Origin of the sequence: Paenibacillus sp. KS1 (genome assembly GCF_001680695.1) — a bacterium.
GTDB classification, from domain to species: domain Bacteria; phylum Bacillota; class Bacilli; order Paenibacillales; family Paenibacillaceae; genus Paenibacillus_B; species Paenibacillus_B suaedae.
The window spans coordinates 12,709-31,122 of the sequence record NZ_MAIS01000041.1 but is presented as its reverse complement, the minus strand read 5'-3'; the positions used below and the strand labels follow the sequence as shown (position 1 = coordinate 31,122).

The 18,414-nt window shown below is 49.4% G+C and carries 17 protein-coding genes and 1 riboswitch; all 17 genes read right to left on the bottom strand.

What is annotated here, in order from left to right; translation table 11 throughout:
- Window positions 1-18 precede the first annotated feature (18 nt).
- A complete protein-coding gene (locus BBG47_RS15150; protein ID WP_065292379.1) occupies window positions 19-1,488 on the bottom strand; it encodes a hypothetical protein in 1,470 nt (489 codons plus the stop codon).
- A gap of 127 nt (window positions 1,489-1,615) precedes the next feature.
- Entirely contained in the window at window positions 1,616-2,176 is a 561-nt protein-coding gene (locus BBG47_RS15145; protein WP_065292378.1) for an RNA polymerase sigma factor, read from the bottom strand.
- A 304-nt stretch (window positions 2,177-2,480) separates the two neighbouring features.
- Window positions 2,481-3,176 (bottom strand): ABC transporter permease, encoded by a 696-nt coding sequence (locus BBG47_RS15135; RefSeq protein WP_065292376.1) that lies wholly within the window; start codon window positions 3,174-3,176, stop codon window positions 2,481-2,483.
- A gap of 13 nt (window positions 3,177-3,189) precedes the next feature.
- On the bottom strand, window positions 3,190-4,095 hold the full coding sequence (locus BBG47_RS15130) for a glycine betaine ABC transporter substrate-binding protein (protein WP_065292375.1): 906 nt from the start codon (window positions 4,093-4,095) through the stop codon (window positions 3,190-3,192).
- A gap of 212 nt (window positions 4,096-4,307) precedes the next feature.
- The gene (locus tag BBG47_RS15125) at window positions 4,308-4,967 is read right to left on the bottom strand and encodes an ABC transporter permease (RefSeq protein ID WP_028531715.1); all 660 of its coding nucleotides are present in this window, start codon (window positions 4,965-4,967) and stop codon (window positions 4,308-4,310) included.
- A 6-nt stretch (window positions 4,968-4,973) separates the two neighbouring features.
- Complete coding sequence (locus BBG47_RS15120; protein ID WP_021256340.1) at window positions 4,974-6,137, bottom strand: ABC transporter ATP-binding protein; 1,164 nt, start codon at window positions 6,135-6,137, stop codon at window positions 4,974-4,976.
- A gap of 325 nt (window positions 6,138-6,462) precedes the next feature.
- The gene (locus tag BBG47_RS15115; RefSeq protein WP_021256341.1) at window positions 6,463-6,978 is read right to left on the bottom strand and encodes a DUF2179 domain-containing protein; all 516 of its coding nucleotides are present in this window, start codon (window positions 6,976-6,978) and stop codon (window positions 6,463-6,465) included.
- Window positions 6,979-7,379: 401 nt separating this feature from the next.
- Window positions 7,380-9,065 carry a cobyric acid synthase gene (locus tag BBG47_RS15110; protein WP_083189321.1) on the bottom strand — a complete coding sequence of 562 codons (1,686 nt, stop codon included), beginning with the start codon at window positions 9,063-9,065 and terminating at the stop codon, window positions 7,380-7,382.
- A 7-nt stretch (window positions 9,066-9,072) separates the two neighbouring features.
- Window positions 9,073-9,906, bottom strand: a complete 834-nt coding sequence (cobS, locus tag BBG47_RS15105) for an adenosylcobinamide-GDP ribazoletransferase (RefSeq protein WP_065292374.1) — start codon at window positions 9,904-9,906, stop codon at window positions 9,073-9,075.
- Window positions 9,903-10,472, bottom strand: coding sequence for a bifunctional adenosylcobinamide kinase/adenosylcobinamide-phosphate guanylyltransferase (gene cobU / locus BBG47_RS15100; protein ID WP_065292373.1), 570 nt, complete (start codon window positions 10,470-10,472; stop codon window positions 9,903-9,905). Before cobU ends, cobS begins: the two co-directional genes overlap by 4 nt.
- 134 nt (window positions 10,473-10,606) lie before the next feature.
- Entirely contained in the window at window positions 10,607-11,662 is a 1,056-nt protein-coding gene (gene cobT, locus BBG47_RS15095) for a nicotinate-nucleotide--dimethylbenzimidazole phosphoribosyltransferase (protein WP_065292391.1), read from the bottom strand.
- Between the two features lie 290 nt (window positions 11,663-11,952).
- Window positions 11,953-12,822, bottom strand: a complete 870-nt coding sequence (locus BBG47_RS15090) for an ABC transporter ATP-binding protein (protein ID WP_175400545.1) — start codon at window positions 12,820-12,822, stop codon at window positions 11,953-11,955.
- Window positions 12,819-13,862: a FecCD family ABC transporter permease gene (locus BBG47_RS15085; protein ID WP_028531710.1), complete on the bottom strand. Its 1,044-nt coding sequence runs from the start codon at window positions 13,860-13,862 to the stop codon at window positions 12,819-12,821. Before BBG47_RS15085 ends, BBG47_RS15090 begins: the two co-directional genes overlap by 4 nt.
- Before the next feature lie 17 nt (window positions 13,863-13,879).
- Window positions 13,880-14,881 carry an ABC transporter substrate-binding protein gene (locus tag BBG47_RS15080; protein ID WP_175400547.1) on the bottom strand — a complete coding sequence of 334 codons (1,002 nt, stop codon included), beginning with the start codon at window positions 14,879-14,881 and terminating at the stop codon, window positions 13,880-13,882.
- 461 nt (window positions 14,882-15,342) lie between these two features.
- A riboswitch (cobalamin riboswitch) is annotated at window positions 15,343-15,554 on the bottom strand.
- A 196-nt stretch (window positions 15,555-15,750) separates the two neighbouring features.
- Window positions 15,751-16,632, bottom strand: coding sequence for a histidine phosphatase family protein (locus BBG47_RS15075; protein WP_065292371.1), 882 nt, complete (start codon window positions 16,630-16,632; stop codon window positions 15,751-15,753).
- 30 nt (window positions 16,633-16,662) lie between these two features.
- A complete protein-coding gene (cbiB, locus tag BBG47_RS15070) occupies window positions 16,663-17,628 on the bottom strand; it encodes an adenosylcobinamide-phosphate synthase CbiB (RefSeq protein ID WP_065292370.1) in 966 nt (321 codons plus the stop codon).
- 40 nt (window positions 17,629-17,668) lie between these two features.
- Window positions 17,669-18,388: an adenosylcobinamide amidohydrolase gene (locus tag BBG47_RS15065; RefSeq protein WP_065292369.1), complete on the bottom strand. Its 720-nt coding sequence runs from the start codon at window positions 18,386-18,388 to the stop codon at window positions 17,669-17,671.
- Between the last annotated feature and the right edge of the window lie 26 nt (window positions 18,389-18,414).

Sequence of the window (18,414 nt, the reverse complement as noted above, 5' to 3'; positions counted from 1 at the left end):
CCGTAAATCGTCGCGAAACTAACTTCTTCCTCCGTATAGGCTGTATGCGAAGTGATAAATGATGTCTGTTGCATATACGTTCGGACGTTCGGAGACTTGGACGTTCACACCACTTAAATCATAGTAATGCGTAAAATTAATCGGCCCTGATAAGAATTCAGCAATACTTCCTGTTGAAGCCGGTAGTCCGAATGTAGCCGTAAAGTTCCCATTCACATCTGTATAGACGGAAGCAGTACGAGTACGATTGCCGCTTCCCTCTGTCCAATTCTCATTCAACCACAGAACATCCACCTTCGCATTAGCTACTGCATAATTATCTGAGGTGCTCACCCTGCCGTATACCGTGAGCGAATCCTTAGCTCGGAAATGCCTGCCGTAGCGGTAAGTAGGATAATCGTTCGGGCCTTCCTTCGAATTAAAGCCGGTAATGACAATTTTATCTGCGCGCAGCACCGGTCTCACCGTCAACATATAATTGCTATTGTCATATTGGCCTGTCGTGTAGACGCGAACATAGAACGATCCGGTTCCGATTCGTACATTTCGATCTGTCGGAGACGACAATAGCTTCATCTGATTGCCTTCATAAGCACCGTACACCTCAACCTTATATCCTTTGCTTGTTGAGGCGGCATCCAGCGTGAGATTCAAAGCGTCATAATTGCGATTTTCTGGTACAGTGATAGTGAACCAATCATTATCAATGGGGGAGCTGATAGAGCGTGTGTTCAATGATGACCCAGATGTGTTTACCGTAAATCCGTAAGCGTGAAATGCATTTTCATCCGTCTCATAGGCGTCGTATTCTGAGCTGATGGCAAGTGTGACGTTAAACGGATCATTAATGCTTCCGCCCTGCTTGGCATGAACCTCGACGAGATATGCTTTATCTCTTGACGTCGTGTTTTTGGTGCCGACGTTTTCTGATAACGTGCGCGTTCCGTTGGCGTAATTATTCATATATGTTCCGTAAATCGAGTAATCGATTGGTGTCGTATTGAGATTGCCTGTCGCCATATCGAATTCGTACAAATACAAATCGTAGTTCAACTGAGGAGACAATGGTGGATCCAACTGTACCTGAAGTACGTCGCCAGGCTTCACGTATATCGGATATAAATGAACCGCCTCTCCTTCCTTCGGGATAACCCCGCTATATGTGGCGGTCGTTACCGTGTTGGATGGCTCTGCCAATGTGCGCAGGGCGCTTGATTGAGGCAATATTGCCTCGGCATCATTCAAATTTATGGGAGCTGTGATCGTATGCTCCAAAGTGCCGTCCAAGCCTTCGGCAGGCGCGGCTTTCACCAGTTGTGTAACAGGCTCCGCATGATCCATTGTGGCTTGAAGTGATAATTCATTCTCTTGCATGGTTGCCGGCAGTGTTTCTGAGAATTTGCCTTCGGCTGCAGACACCACGCTCATTTGAAAGACAAGCAGCAGGACGAGGCTTAGCACCGTTACGATTGAAAACTTTTTCTTCATCGTGGACTTACCCCTTTCTCGTCATTGTATGAGACCTTGTAATTGGGAGGAACGGAAGGTCTTATTACTAAAGACGCATCCACGATGACTTTTCTAACGAAAACAATATAAAATCTGATATTCAGCCTTACGACCATTTCTTTAAAAATTGATGTCGCAGCTTATTCCGCGCTCTGGCCAGACGTTGGCTGATCACTTGCTCGGATAAGTGCAACTCCTTGGACATCTCCTTATACGATTTATTCTCAAAATAATGCATTTGAAGCAGTCCCCGATAGTGGGACTTCAATTCCCATATTGCTTGATGCAGCAAGGAATCTCTCATTTTATTCTCTACTTTAATCGATATATCAGGTTCTGTAGAAAGCGAGGTTGGGTTCGCCATGTGCATCATGAACCCAGTTGGTTGGACATAGTGGCTTTTGTTTTTGCGAAGAACATCTAACGCAGCATGGCGCGCGACCTTTTTGACCCATGATCGTATAGCGGCAGGATGCTGCACACGATGGACATTAGCCAGCACCTTCATCGAGGCTTCTTGAATGACATCCTCCGTTAAAGAGCGATCTTGAACGATGGCATAAATGTCCGCATATACAAGCTTGCGAAATTGATAATAAACGTCTTCCTGCATCTCTAAATTCGCATTCTGTACATTAGAGTACAATTGAAGCAATGCTTGTCCCATTTTTGCTGTCCCCCGATCAAGTCATTGATATGGGGCGTTCTTGCTTCCGGTTGATCTGACTCGCTGCTTACAAGCTCGCCCGTAAAAGCAACCCAGTTCGTTTTGAGTATAACGCAATTATTCCAAAATGTAACAATAATATAAAGATATTCATGTTTTGTTCACATCCTAACTCTTCGTACCACATTCGTCCTGTCAGTTGGATCAGTCCATAAAAAGAAGCACCGATTCCCGGTGCTTCCTTCTCGATCATGCCTCGCAGCATGTATCGTTCAAATTTACTTTCATTCATCATGCGCTTGCCTTACTTCGAAGACGCGGCACCTTGCTTGGATCCTGAATTAGAAGTACGATGAGCGAAATTAAGCTTGCGCTGCAGCACACCGAATATGATATCAGCAACAATAGCGAGCAACGCCGCCGGGATCGCTCCTGCGTACAGTCGGAGCGGGTTCTGCCCGTTCAAGCCGGAATAAATCTCTCTTCCTAGTCCGTCGCCACCAACGAGTGGAGCAATGGTTGCAACCCCGATTGCAATGACAGCCGCGATGCGAAGTCCAGAAATAACATAGGGCAGTGCAAGTGGAAATCGCACCTGAAACAGCAGCTGCAAGGAGCTCATCCCAAGCCCTCGTCCCGCTTCCACGTAACTGCCGTTCACCTGCTTCAAGCCAACATACGTATTGCGTACAATCGGGTTCAAGGAATACAATAACAAGCCAACGACCACGGTCGTCGTTCCAAGTCCGAATACGAGCATTAACAGCACAAGCAGCGCCAGACTCGGCACGACCTGCAGCATGCTTGTCACGGCCAGAATGAACTTGGCCAGCTTCTCATTCTTGGAGCAGAGCACACCGAGAGGGATACCAATTGCGAGCGCCAGAACAATGCCGCCTAATACCATCATCACGTGCGTCACAAAATACTCCCACAGCATGCCGCTGTTCCTTCCCATGTAAGCCAGTAAATCTGCAATTGACCATTCGTAGTTACTCATCCATATCCTCCTCTCATTCGCCCTGCAATAGGCCGACTTGTTTCAAATAAGCTACCGCTACTTCCCGTTCACTCTTCTTCTCAATATCCACCTGATAATTGAGATCAATCATCGTCTTCTCATCGAGCGTTCCCAGAAGCAGTCCGATCACGTCATTCAGCTCCGGATGCTTCTCCAGCACATCCTTGCGAATCACTGGCGATGCATCATAAGGCGGGAAGAACTGTTTGTCATCCTGAATCGTGGTTAGATTGTATGCTTTCAACCGCGAATCTGTCGAATACGCAAGCACGATATCCACCTGATTGTTCGCCACCGCCTCATAGACAAGGCTCATCTCCATCGGGAACTCTTTTCCGAAGGCGAAGCCGTAGGTTCGTTGAAATCCTTTGTATCCATCCGCATCGCGCTCCAGCCATGTCGTATCGACACCAAGCCGCAGCTTGTCAGCATCCTTCGCTACATCCGAAATCGCCTTATACCCCTTCTCATCCGCCAGCTTCTTCTGGATCGTGAAGGCATACGTATTTTCGAAACCAAGCGGTTCATACCACTTAAAATCAAAATATTTATCGAAGCCCTCTTGAGCCTGCTTCAACACTTCCCCGCGATCTTTCGTTTCCTTGACAGGGAAGTGGTTGTTGAAAATCTCACCCGAATACAAGGTCGCCATCTGCACCTCGTTCTTCTTCATCGCATTGATAACAACGGGACTCGCCGCCAGATCCGGCAGCACTTTAACTTTGATATTTGTACGATCCTCAATAAGCGCCTTATACATCTCTGCAATAATCTTTGTTTCTGAAAATGTCTGGGTGCCGATGACTATCCGATTATCGGTTCCGCACGCGGACAACAATAATGTCATCACCAGCATAAGTGCAGTACCGCCAGCAGCCCATTTGTGTCGCATCTTCATCTGCGTGTCCTCCTTCATTCAGACGTTTAGCACAGCTATCCATGACAACTGACAATCATCTCCTGGAAGGTGTCAGTCTACCATTTACAGCTAACTCCGAACTCTCGGCAATTCTCACCTGTCTGACCGCAAAATTAGCAACAGACAAACAAATAAACCAATTGCCCTAGTACATTTCTCCGAACTGTCCACCCCGTTCACGTACGGCAAATTTATGCGGCCATGCTGCTCGTCCGTCCGAAACGGCGTGTCAGTGCTCGTTCAAGCCAGCCCAGCAATGCGTCAATGACGAATGCAAGTACGATGGCCCCAACAGCTCCCGCAACGATCAATTCCGGCTTATTTACGCCAAGACCGGATACGATAAGCTGTCCAAGACCACCTGCACCGATCAGTGCTGCAAGCGTGGCCCAACTGATAATATATACCGTCGTAATTCGTATCCCCGACATGATATAAGGAAGTGCCAGAGGGAGCTGTATGCGAAGAATGCGCTGCATCGTGTCGTACCCCATACCTCGAGCAGATTCCAGCACACCGCGGTCGACCGACTCGAAGCCATCGTACGTATTGCGCAGAATCGGCATAATGGAGTACAAGAACAAAGCAATAATCGCAGGCTTCATCCCAATCCCCATCAGAGGGATCAGAATAGCAAGCAATGCCAAGCTCGGAATCGTCTGCAACAAGTTCGCGCCGAAGAACACGATGCTGTTCACCCACTTCACGCGATTGTAGACGAGCAGGATTCCTAATGGAATTGCAACCAAGCAGCCAAGCAGCACGGAAGCTGCTGTAATCGTCAAATGTTCACGGAGTGCCGTAACGATGTCGGCACCGCGCTCCTGAAAGAATGCCCACCATTCATTCATCATCCGTTACGCCTCCTCCGCATATGCTTTGGCCAGCTTATCGACGACAGCTGGATATACCTCGGACAAGTGCTTGACGACGCTCCCCCGCGTAATGAGTCCTACAAGGGTTCCCGCATTGTCGATCACCGCTAAATTCGTCAAGCGATGATCATTCATGATGTTCAAGGCATCTGGCAGCGGCGTTCCCGCTGGTACCGAATAGCCAATTGGTTTCATGACATCCTTGACCGTCTTGCCTTCCTCGCCGTATTGATCGAGTACGTTGTAGATCGACACGATGCCTTGAAGCTTTTTGGCACGATCTACGATGAACAAGGAGTCTACCTTGCGATGCTCCATCATTTTAATCGCTTCAGCAAGACCGCGGTTCGGGAATGCCGTCGCTGGTGTTGTCACCATTACCTCATCTACAGTAGGAATCTCTATTGGGGACTCGCTCTCGAGACGCTTCTGTCCAATAAAGGTACGAACGAAATCATTCGCCGGATGCCGGAGAATCGCTTCCGGTGAGCCTGTTTGCACGACCACTCCATCTTTCATGAGTACGATGGTATCCGCGATTTTGATCGCTTCATCCATATCATGTGTAACGAAAATAATGGTCTTGTTGAAATCCTGCTGCAACCGAATCAATTCATCCTGCAATTGCTCACGACTGATCGGGTCAAGCGCACTGAATGGTTCATCCATCAGGATAACATCCGGATCTGCTGCAAAAGCGCGCGCCACACCTATACGCTGCTGCTGGCCGCCGCTCAACTCAGAAGGATACCGGTTGCGGTAAATTTCCGGATCTAGATTAACAAGACGCATCAGTTCGTCGACTCTAGGGTCGATCTTCTCTTTCTCCCACTTATTCAACCGTGGGACGACTGCAATGTTATTCCCAATCGTCATATGGGGGAATAAACCTATATTTTGAATGACATAACCAATGTTGCGGCGGAGTTCTACGGGGTTCTGCGACGACACGTCTTTGCCGTCAATGAGAATGGTGCCGCTGGAAGGAGTCATGAGACGATTAATCATCTTCATTGTGGTCGACTTCCCGCAGCCACTCGGTCCAATAAGAACGGTTAGCTCTCCCTTCTTGAACTCAAGATTGATGTCTTTCAACGCCTGAAAGCCATCCTCATACACCTTATTCACATGCTGGAATTGAATCATGCATCGCTCACCTCTTTTATAAGATTAGATAATATATTTCATAGCTATGAAAACGATGAAAACAATTATGTTTATTATTACATATATATTTTTTCATGTAAACTTTCATGCATTTTCCTGTTATCTAGACCTATGAAAAATCTATATATAAGTTAGACTTATAAATATATATTAACCACTGCCACATAAGTAAAAACAACAAAAAACCGCCCTTACAAAAAGGACGGTTTTATTATTTTCATTTGTGTTAAGCGATATACCCAATATAGCCAATAAACAGCACTGTTAATACGTACCCAAAAAAAAGACAAAGGCTCACTGCGACTTAACGCCGTGTCACCTTTGTCCAGAAGCCGCCATGCAGCTGTGATGGTTCAGATGTAATAATAAAAGCCTTTGGCTCCATATCGAGGATTGAAGCCTGGAGCTTATTCCGATTTTTGCGCCGTGACAGCACTTCGAGCATTAAGCGTTCGCCGTCTCGGCCGCTGCCGATCCATGTCGTTACTCCATAGCCGTGATCGCGCAAATGATTCGGAAGCTCACTGTGCGGGTTGTTGACAATTACTTTCAGCACGACATATCCAAGTGCAATTTTATCCTCGATCCATGACCCGACGAGGACACCAATACCGTAACCAGCCGCATACACAATCAAACTAATTGGCTCGTTCAAGTACTTCAGCACCATATTTAAGCCGAGCACGTAAATAATAATTTCTACCGTACTGATCGTTGCAGCCAAGTAGCGCTGCCCCTTCAACGTCAGAATCATCCGCAGCGTAAAAAAGGAGACATATACGATTTGGATCGTGAAAATGGCAATCAGTATCGTAAGCATACACGCAAATCCTCTCTCGCCTGCTAAGCAGTTGTACAGCAGCAATGGACCATGCTTCCGATGTCCATCAGCAGTGCATCAAGCAATGCAGCACCTGTACAGTACTTATAAAGCGCATCGTAATAAATTCAGTACCCTATCAAGGAAGCTTCGAAACGCCCTTCCCATGAATTGCTCAGTACAATGTCTAGAATCATTGCATGAACAAATCAACAGCCATCGTAGCCTTATGCAAAAAAAGAAGGACCTCGGCAACCATGTCCCGAACTCCCTTGATTGTAATGTCTTTAGTACGTCGAGGCAAGAGCAGAAGGCGATAGGGAAATCATTTCAAATTCGTGCATTCCCATCCTTCTCCTGCTGCTGTGTCCGATTGCTCCTTCGAATCCCCTCAGCTATACTCAATCCTCTGGATTATCTACTTGAAGAATGCGATACAGCACATCCATCTGCAAGTTGCTCCGCACCAAGTCAGCCAGCCGATCAAATGCATCCTCACGCTTCGCATTATAATTCAGTATCGTCGGGAGAGGGGTGAGCCCTTGCTTGAGACGCAGCCCGTTCAACCAGCCCCTGCGAAAGGCATCATTATGAAAAACACCGTGCATATACGTTCCAAATAGACGTCCTGATTCCGTTACACAGCCATCTGCTCCCCCATCGCCATCAAGCCTGAATAGGGGCTCAGCTTCAATGCCGGTGCCGGTATGTGTCGTGATCGTAGAACGCCCCATATGAATCTCATACCCTTCAACGGGAACTTGGTGCGTGGGTGTTCCAACGAGCTGCGATGCGCTCACGACACCCGATACCCGCTCAGTTCGCTTCTCGGCGGCAAATTCCGTAGCCAGTGGGAGTAAGCCTAATCCCTCCATGGTCGCTCCTGCCTCTGCCTCAGCTCCTGCTGGATCAGATAAATGCTGGCCAAGCATCTGATAACCGCCGCAGATACCTGCAACTGACCCTAGATGTTGTGCTGCGTAGTGCTGAACAGCTTCCGCCAATCCCGTGCTGCGCAGCCACTCAAGATCAGCCATTGTACTTTTGGTTCCCGGAATGACGATTGCATCGGGATTGCCCAGCTCCTCCGGCTTTCTCACATATCGAACGCGAACATCAGGCTCAGCTATTAATGGATCAATATCGGTAAAGTTTGAGATATGAGGCAAAGCCATTATGGCAATATCCAGATCATTTTCCGGTTCTGCCTTGCCTTTCCACTGTTCGAGAGCAACAGAGTCCTCTGCCTCAATATCGAGATCATTGGCGTAAGGAAGCACACCAAGTACCGGGATGCCTGTCCGTTCCTCCAGCCATTCGATTCCCGGCTGCAACAGCGACACATCGCCGCGGAATTTGTTAATGATGATGCCGCGAACTCGTTGTCGCTCATGCGGCTCCAGCAGCTCCAATGTCCCGACGATGAACGCGAATACGCCGCCGCGGTCAATATCCGCGACGAGGATAACTGGAGCATCTGCCCAGGCAGCCATGTTCATGTTCACAATATCATTATGCTTGAGATTAATTTCCGCTGGGCTTCCTGCCCCCTCCATGACGACAATATCATACTCATCGCGGAGCCTATTGACCGCGTCAACGACGATGCGCTTCGCCTCAGGCAGGAAGCTGGAGCGATAATCGCGAGCGCTCAAATTTTGATAGGGCTTGCCGTGTACGACGACTTGGGAGCTCATTTCCTGCATGGGCTTCAGCAGCACTGGATTCATATCCGTCGTCGCCATAACCCCGCATGCTTCGGCTTGCACGCCTTGTGCACGCCCTATCTCCTTGCCGTCAGGCGTTACGTAAGAGTTCAACGCCATATTTTGCGACTTGAACGGCGCCACCTTATATCCATCCTGCTTCAAAATGCGGCACAGCGCCGTGGTCACAACACTTTTGCCCACATCAGAAGCCGTGCCCTGCAGCATGATCGTCCGTCCGCGTCCGGGCTTACTTCGTTCGTTCTCTGCCTTAAAGATTCTCTTCTGACCAGCTTCTTCTTGATCCGAAACAGAGGCCAGCGCTGTCAAGGGCACCTTATCTCCTTGAGCAGGAACGTTGTTCTTCAACTGTTCATCCATCTCACGTTCACCCTTTCATTCCACACAAGAGCACCAGCAGCAGCATGAACACCATTTCTGTACATTCATTCAACGCGCCGTAAGTATCACCTGTCAGGCCACCGAGCTTCTTAGACAAGTATCGAGATACCGCCCATGCCGCTGCAACTCCTAACAGCAGCGAAGCAATGAGCAGCCACCAAGGCCAACCCGAGATAATCCCCGCTGGCATCGTCATCAGATAACTGATTCGAATCGGAAGCATCATAGCTCCAACAGCCACTGCAGTCAGCAGCCAAGCACAGCCATATGCTGCAGCCACATGATTCCGGTTGAGCCCTTGAAAATAACTGCCCAGCCCAGACTCAGCCCGTGCATACGGTTCATTGGTCATCGCCCATACCATAGCGGCACGCGACCAGATGAACGGAATGACGATCCAGACATTCCAGGCATTCTCGTCAAATAAGGCGGTAAGCAACGACCACTTCAGCAGCAGCATCAAGACGCATGCAATAACCCCCATCGCCCCAACGCGGCTGTCCTTCATAATCTCCAGCATACGCTCACGGGATCGGCTGCTGAATATGCCGTCCGCTGTATCCATCAGTCCGTCCATGTGCAGTCCGCCTGTAAGCAGAAGCATAAGCGCCAGCGTTACTGCCGCTGCTGGCCCTGTCGGAAGCAGCAATGCCAACCCAGCTCCTGCTCCCCACACAATCAATCCAATTACCCCGCCCGCGACGGGAAAGAACAAGGTGCTGCGCTTCAGCACCTCATTCGTGAATGGTACTTCCTTCGGGATTGGAATGCGGGTCAGGAACTGCATGGCAGCAATACACGCATGTACATATTGCTTCATAGCACAACCATCCTGCTCTTGAGCTCTATCGGAATCCCAGCCGTAACCAAATACACTTCGTCTGCAAGTGCTGCTATTCGCTGATTTAGCCGGCCCGCTGCATCGCGGAACACTCGTCCAAGCTTGTAGGCAGGCACAACGCCGCTGCCAACCTCGTTCGTTACCATGACGATGACACCATCACGCTGCTGAATACCTTGAAGCGCATGCAGAATGTCGCGAATACGGCACTCCAACTGTGCCTCCATCCGTTCCTCATCCTCCTGCTCTGCACGCAGAAGCTCATTGGACAGCCAGATCGTTAAGCAATCAACGAGCACTGTCGGCTGTCCTTCTTCACTCAACCAATCCGGGAGATCTAACGACTGGTTCACTGTGCTCCACGCGTATCCAGATGCCTCACGACTCGCCTGATGCAGCCTGATGCGCTCCTTCATTTCCTCGTCATGAGCTTCAGCGGTCGCAACATAGGTACCGCCCTGCGGGGACAACTTCATAAATAATCGCTCAGCGAACGTACTCTTCCCGCTGCGTGCTCCGCCTGTTACGAGTACAATTTTCCCCATGCTCACTCATCCTTGCTTCAAAATACTAGATTGAATATCCTAGTTTGACATCATACATGCATTCATCATGCTTGTTTGACTACGATAGTATTCTTGTTCACTTGGAGCCATAATCCCGGCATGCCAGCCCGCGATTACTCCTTATTGGTTACACCCGCCTCTGCGAATGTTGCCATCTCCCGCATAATCCGCACTGCAGCATCAATTAGCTGGAACATCAGCACACCGCCAGTCCCTTCGCCAAGACGCATCTGCACATGCAAGCAAGGATTCAGCTTCAGCTCAGACAGCAGCGCTGTATGCCCCCGCTCCTCTGACAAGTGCGAGCCAATAAGATAAGGCTGTACCGCCGGAGCTAATCGTACAGCAGCCAGAGCAGCCGCACTGGAGATAAACCCGTCTATCACAACCGGAACCTGATTCGCCGCCGCAGCTAGAATAACACCCGTAAGACCGGCAATTTCCAGCCCGCCTACCTTCGCCAATACATCCAATGCATCCTCATGATTCGGTGCATTGATTTCAAGCGCTTGCCGTACCACATTGCATTTATGCTTCCACTGCGCGTCGCCGATGCCTGTCCCATGGCCTACTGCCTCTTCAGGCTCCATTCCAGTAAATGCACACAGCATCGCCGCGCTCGCCGTTGTATTTCCAATGCCCATCTCCCCTGTCGAGAACAGGCGGTATCCTTCGCGAACGTACTGCTCCACAATATCAACGCCTACTAGAATCGCAGAGATTGCTTCCTCTCGCGACATAGCAGGCCCCTTCGCCATATTCGCCGTTCCTTTACGCACCTTGCGCGATACAAGCTTCGGATCGTCCAAGTCCGCATTGACACCGATGTCGACACATACCACGTCTGCACCAGCTTCGCGCGACAGAACATTGACCGCAGCTCCGCCACGGAGGAAATTATACACCATCTGCGGTGTCACTTCGGATGGGAATGCGCTAACGCCTTCCTCACATACTCCATGATCGCCAGCCATGACAATAACGGCCTTCTTCTCGAATTGTGGTTTAACCTCTCCTGTAATACCTGCAACTTGAATCGCAACCTGCTCGAGTACTCCCAAGCTTCCCGGCGGCTTCGTCAATTGATTTTGATGTTCAATGGCAGATTGGATTGCCTGCTCATCCAAGGGCTTAATTTGTGCGATCAGTTGATTCAATCGTTCATTCATGCTGCTCATCTCCGTTGTCAAATTGATTTTCATGTGTTCAAGCTTGTGTTCATAGATGTGCATATAGTTGTATTCATTTCTTAGTTCTGTTCTTAAATGTGCAAATGATTGTTTTCAGTTCTTAGTTGTGATCTTAGATCCGTGCACAGATTGTGGTTCTTTCTGACTATGACTCCTATCCACTCTTGTTCCATGCAACATCCACTATATTCATCGTTATCGATTTTCAAGCGGAATGCTATAAATTTCGTTATTGCAAAACTACAGCAACTTATGCTTTCCAGGGCCGTCTATAACCCTAGCTTCGGTCGAATAAGAATCTGAGGGCGGCCCGTATCGGGATGCGGCACAACCGTCGTCTCTGTGGCAAAAATACGTGACAGCAGCTCCGTAGTCATGATCTGCTCAGGTGTGCCTTCAGCAGCAATGCCGCCTCCATGAATGACAACAAGCCTATCGCAATATAAAGAAGCCAAATTCAAATCATGGAGCACGGATACGACCGTCAACCCGCAATCCTGCTGCCACTCCCGAACAATATCCATAAATTGCACCTGATAATGAATGTCCAAATACGTCGTCGGCTCATCCAGCAGGACTACAGAAGGGGATTGCACCATTAATTTGGCCAATGCCGTTCGTTGGCGCTGCCCGCCGCTAATCCGATCAAGCGGATAGTCAGCCAGCTCCGTCAGTTGCAGCTTCTCCATAATCCGGTCTACAATCTCTCCACTATCCTCGGATTCTGATCCAAGCCATGATTGAAATGGGAAACGTCCCATCTCAACCACTTCGCGCACCGTAAATCCAAGTGGCGGAAGCGCTTCCTGCTGCAGCACTGCCATCATCTGAGATAGTGCTCTACGCTTATAGGTACCCAGCATTTGACCAGCAAGCTGTATAGAGCCAGAAGTAGGTCGATCCACTCCTGACAACAAAGACAGAAGCGTGGACTTGCCACTACCGTTCGGACCAATGATGCCAACCCACTCCCCAGACTCCACAGCGAAATCCACATCTTGCAGCACATGCTTCTCACCGTAATGCTTGCTCAGTCCTTGAACCTCAATGATGTTGCCCTTCTCCATTTGAATAGCATGATTGCTGCTCTCTGCATGATCTAGATTTGCTTTCGGAAGATGTTCTATTCGCTGTGTCATGACCATTTCCCCCGTTTCGCTCGCTTATTGCGCATAAGCAAGTAGGCGAAGAATGGCGCACCTAGAAACGCGGTTACAACCCCAAGTGGGATTTCTGTCGGTGCGAATGCCGTACGGGCAATCGTATCTGCCCACATCACATATATCGCTCCCCCAATTGCTGAGAGCGGTATCAAATATCGATAATCAGGGCCTACAATTAAGCGCAGCAGATGCGGAACGACTAATCCGACAAAGCCGATGACGCCGGAGACAGATACGGCAGCTGCCGTAATCATCGTTGCCGTCAGCAGCACTACCCATTTCGTCCGCTCTACATGAAGTCCGAGATGCGAGGCCTGCCGCTCACCTAATGCAAGCAAATTAAGCGGTCTTGCATATGCAATAAGAATAACAATGCCAATTGCCAAATAAGGAGCGAGCACCACTGTATAAGACCAGCCTCGCATCGCCAAACTGCCCATCACCCAAAACAAAATCTCATTGATCGTCTGATTTGTCATGGCTACAAGAAAGGAGACGATGGAGCCGAGAAAGGCTTGCATCACGACTCCAGATAAGATCAGTGTCTCGATTGGAATCTTCCCCTGCTCACTGGCCAGCTTAATGACGAACATTAGGGTCGCTACCCCTGTAGCGAATGCAACGACAGGAATCGTCCATTCGCCGAACAGCGAATACTGCAAACCGAAGTAAATAAGGAATGCGGCTCCAACAGAAGCCCCTGAAGATACCCCTAATGTATACGGATCTGCCAACGGGTTGCGCAGCACTCCTTGAAATGCAGTACCTGCGACCCCAAGCGCCGCCCCTACGAGCATTGCCAATAGAACTCGTGGGAAGCGTACCTTCATCATAATTTGCGCGGAAGCGTCATCCCATGTGACCGGTATGAACTGATCCAGCCCTGGAATATGATGAAGAAGAATTTGAGCAATTTCCCCCATTGGCATTTGTACAGAGCCTACAGCAAGACATCCTACAACGGACAAAAGGAGAAGCGCAATACCCGCTCCTCCATACCAACCCATTTTATTCATCGATTTCTCCACGATGATTATTTCACCAAGTCCGGATGAACCGCCTTCGCAACTGCCTTCAATCCGTCAGCTACACGAGGTCCCGGACGGCTGATCAGGTTCTGATCCACACCGATTACTTGATTGTTCTTAATTGCATTGATGTTATTCCAACCGCTGCGTCCACGAATAATTTCTTCCAAGGATTTGTTCGTCTCGGAGTCCACTACACCTTGCGTGAACATGATTACATCCGGATTGGATTTAATAATGTTCTCTTCGTTAATTTGAATCCAGCCGGCTGAATCAGCCGCAACGTTCGTGCCGCCTGCCATTTCAATCAGCTCGTTCATGAACTCGCCGCTGCCTACTGTCCAGCCTGGGGAGAATTCAATATACACCTTTTTCTTCTCCGCACTTTGAACGGCCGACTTCACATCTTCACGCACTTGCTTCATGTTGTCAACAATCGTCTTCGCTTTAGCTTGCTGATCCGTAATTTGACCATACAATTCGATGTTCTTAATCACATCGTCGTACGTTTTTGGTTCTACCTTGAATATTTTAATGCCCAGCTCACGGAACTTCTTCACAACTGGCTCCTTCATCGAGATGCCTGTGAACACGATGTCCGGCTTAGCTTTAATAATTGCCTCTTCATTCGGCTTCGTAATGCCGCCCATTTTCTCTTTGGACTTCGCTGCTTCCGGATAATCATCAAAATCAGACACCCCAACGATTTGTGCATCCAATCCAAGTGCGAACAAGGACTCTGTCTCAGCTGGAGACACGGACACAATACGTTCTGGCGCTTTGTCGAATGTGAATTCTTCACCCGTTGCATCCTTAACAGTCAGCGGATACGTCGTTTTTAGATCATCCTGCTTCGGTTGTTCTGTAGCCCCATTGCCATTGGACTCTTGCTGTGCAGTATTATTCTCAGCAGGCTTAGCCGCATCTTGATTGCCGCAAGCCGCCAGTCCTACTGTAAGCATAAGCGCCAATAGCGCCGCTACCGATTTGTTCAGCCATTTGTTCAGCCATTTGTTCATGTCAGAATCTCTCCCTCGCGTCATTCTTCCTAGTCTCTAACCATGTACTACCCGTGCAGGTGTAAAGCGGTTCCATCCTTCGCCATGCGAACGATAATGCACTGCAAGCTGCACTTGCCGTAAGAATGTATGTACATCCCCATTCGGTATCAGTTGTCAATGAGCACTTGCATATACCTGAGCTGTAAATCCTACTGTGACTGAATTTGTGATATACATTCGTGCTGTGCAATTGCATTGAACTGCAGTTTACCTTGTACAAACGAAGTGCTTGATGGGATGTGAAATCATTTCCAAATACAGCAAAAACCCCCGATCCTTCGATCCGGGGGAACACAAAGTCATCTATCGCAATATTCAACAGACACCTAGAAGCAGGAAGCAAGCAGCTGCGCTGCCATGTTGCCTGATGCATTACGCCAATGACGTGATCCTCTCCGCGAAGGATACAGCTCGTCCATCTTCAGGCAGGTTTCCTGACTTAGGAGAATACGTTGCAGCTCGCCTTCCCATCCATAGCGGTTCATACAGCACACACTAACGAATTCGACAGTGGCATCATGAGCGCAACACTCCATTCACAGTGGCGGGACCGCGCCGGGTTCACACCGGCTTCCCTATTAACCTCGAATATGCATCGACCATACAATACATCGGTATCTCTTACCGAGCAACGCGTATGGATCCGTACCGCATACATACCCAAGGACCTGAAGTATCACGATTATTCAATATGGAATACATTTCGTCATCCAAGTGCTAAACTCGATAATTGATTATAGGGGAAAAGCCTCTGCGTTGCAATAGATTACATCATTGCGTGCATCTAATGAACCTGCTTTGACACACAAACGTCATCATCTGCTTGGAAGCCGTTCTGCTCGCAAGAACTTCCATTTGCGGGCACATCGCTTCGCCGTAATCATAACACCGCCACCGATTGGCGCAGCGGCTTCCCAGAATGACTTCCGCGGGAAAGCCAGCGTATATAAGCGACGAACGACGCCCCCGTGTGTGACGATGACAACATCCGGCCGCGGACTAGGCCCGCTTCCATATGACTGTCTCTGCATCCGGCTTGTCTTGCTGCGCAGCACACGTCCACGTGGCAGCGGCGAAGAATGGTACGGCCGACGACGGATAGCGCCCTCTTGCCGTTCCATATGATTTCCGCTGCTGATGAAGGAATCACGCGCATTGCGCAGCACTTCCCACCATACATGCGCCGTTCGCGTACAGAAGGACTGCCACGGTTCCCCGCGCGGCGGCTGGATGGCTGATGAATCGTCAAGCCATCTTCGATACTGTGGATCTTCCTTCAAGTCATTGTAGGTTAACCCTTCCCACATACCGAAGTCATATTCTCGCAGCCTTGTGTCCTCCACAGCTTGGATGCTGTCACGCGGACGCAAATAGGCGAGCGTGTCGCGACAGCGGCGCATATCGCTCGTGTATAGCAGCGGTGATGGATGCGCCAATGTTCGGCGAAGAGCTCGGAGCTCTTCTGGTGAATCCGGCAATAGCGGTACATCCGAATAGCTAATATATCGCCGCTCCGTATTCTCTTGCGTCAAGCCATGACGAACAAGTGCGAAGCGCACAATTTTGCCGCTTGCTTGACTCTTTTTTCGTAACATATGTCTTGTCATTAATAATCGTTTCCTGTTGTTTTTCGATGCTCCTGAACGACGCCGGTTCCGATGAATAGCGGGAGCATTCCATTTAGTTGTCCGTGTCATCCCATTTGTACTCCTTCATCCGCCATTCATCTACAGAAGCCATCCTCCGCGCACATATAGGAGCAGGCCTGCCAGAATAACAAAGACTGTCGAGCTGCTTACGAGCAGCCTGCATACCGCAGGCACATGCTCTGCTTGCAGAGGCTGCTTCATATCCCCCATATAAGCGCGGAACGAACGTATTCCTTTATACACATTATAACCGCCAAGCCTGATGCCAAGCGCACCTGCTGCTGCTGCCTCTGCCCACCCGCTATTCGGGCTTGGATGCTTGCTTGCATCTCGAAGCGCCATTGACCAAGCCCTGCGTGCATCATACCGATGAATCCAAGCGCTCAGCGTGATGAGCACAGCAGTGATCCGTGCTGGTATCCAGTTGGCGATATCATCGAGGCGGGCAGATGCCCAGCCCAAATTCTGATATTTCTCATTTTTATAGCCGACCATAGAATCGAGCGTATTCACCGCACGATATGCCATAGCCAGCGGAGCGCCTCCGATAAGTGCGAAGAATAGCGGCGAAATGACCGCATCAACAATGTTCTCCGCTACCGTCTCGACGGTAGCTCGCACGACTTCCGGTTCATCCAATTGCTCTGTATCGCGGCCGACAATCATGCCGACTTCTCGCCTTGCACCCTCTAAGTCCTGCTCCTTCAGCCTCCGATACACAGCCATCCCTGCATCCTTCAGTCCCTTTACCGCAATTGTCGTTCCAATGAGCAATGCCTCGGCAACCCATCCTACATATTCATGAACATGATATAGTCCTGTTAGTATAAGCCAAGTCGACGCATACGCCCCTCCTACCACGATAATCGGCAGCAGGATGCCTAGCGGCTTGAGTGCCTGCTCGGAAGGACTTATCCTGCGTATAACACGTTCTACTCTGCTTATTCCTTTGCCTATCCCAACGACTGGATGCGGGATAGCCCGAGGATCGCCTACAATCCGATCCCATATGTATGCTGCTATTATGATGAACGCTGCTGTCATATGTCTCCCACCCTAGTAGGTTGTTCCAATCTGTTAGCGGTCACGCTTCATGCTGGGTCTTGACAGACTCATATACGGTAGTATAAACGAGTTGTCCGACCGCATGACCCAATGTGGTCGCTGTACCTGCATAGCAATGCACAGGTTCATATCGTCCACTGTCTATCACGGCAAATACAATTGCATCTGTCGTCGTCCCCGTGGCAATGCGCCCCGTCTCTGAATCTAAGATGCCCAGATCAGACAGAGCCGCACATTTGGCCTCCGTTGCCGTCATGAACACATTCCATACCGCGGCATCAGACAATTTGCCATCCATAATAAGAATGGAATTAATCGTCCCTGGCTTCAATGGTTCATAAGATGAGAATACTCGCCGCGGCATCCCAGCACGAGCCGCATTAGACGTTCCGGCAGTCGTTACGCACAGAAGCGAACATTCATCCGCATCCTGCTCAGCAACAGATGCATGGCTCACCTTAGCAGCGGTCATAAGCCCAACGGTCTGCTCCGGAGCGTACCCCTTCTCTACACACGTCAGACGAAGATACTCTATCGGATCTGCACAATTGAACTGATAATGAACCATCTGATTCAAGATCCGATTGCCCGCCCATTGCCCTCCATGAAATACAGCACTGCTCCATATCGGCGCTATCTGTGGAAGTTCAACAGCGATGAGAGCATCCTCCCAGCGAATATGTACTCCTGCAATATGTCTAGATGTATAGGTACAGTTGCTCTCTCGATATGGCTGCATCCCACTTCTCCTTCATTCTGTGTTTG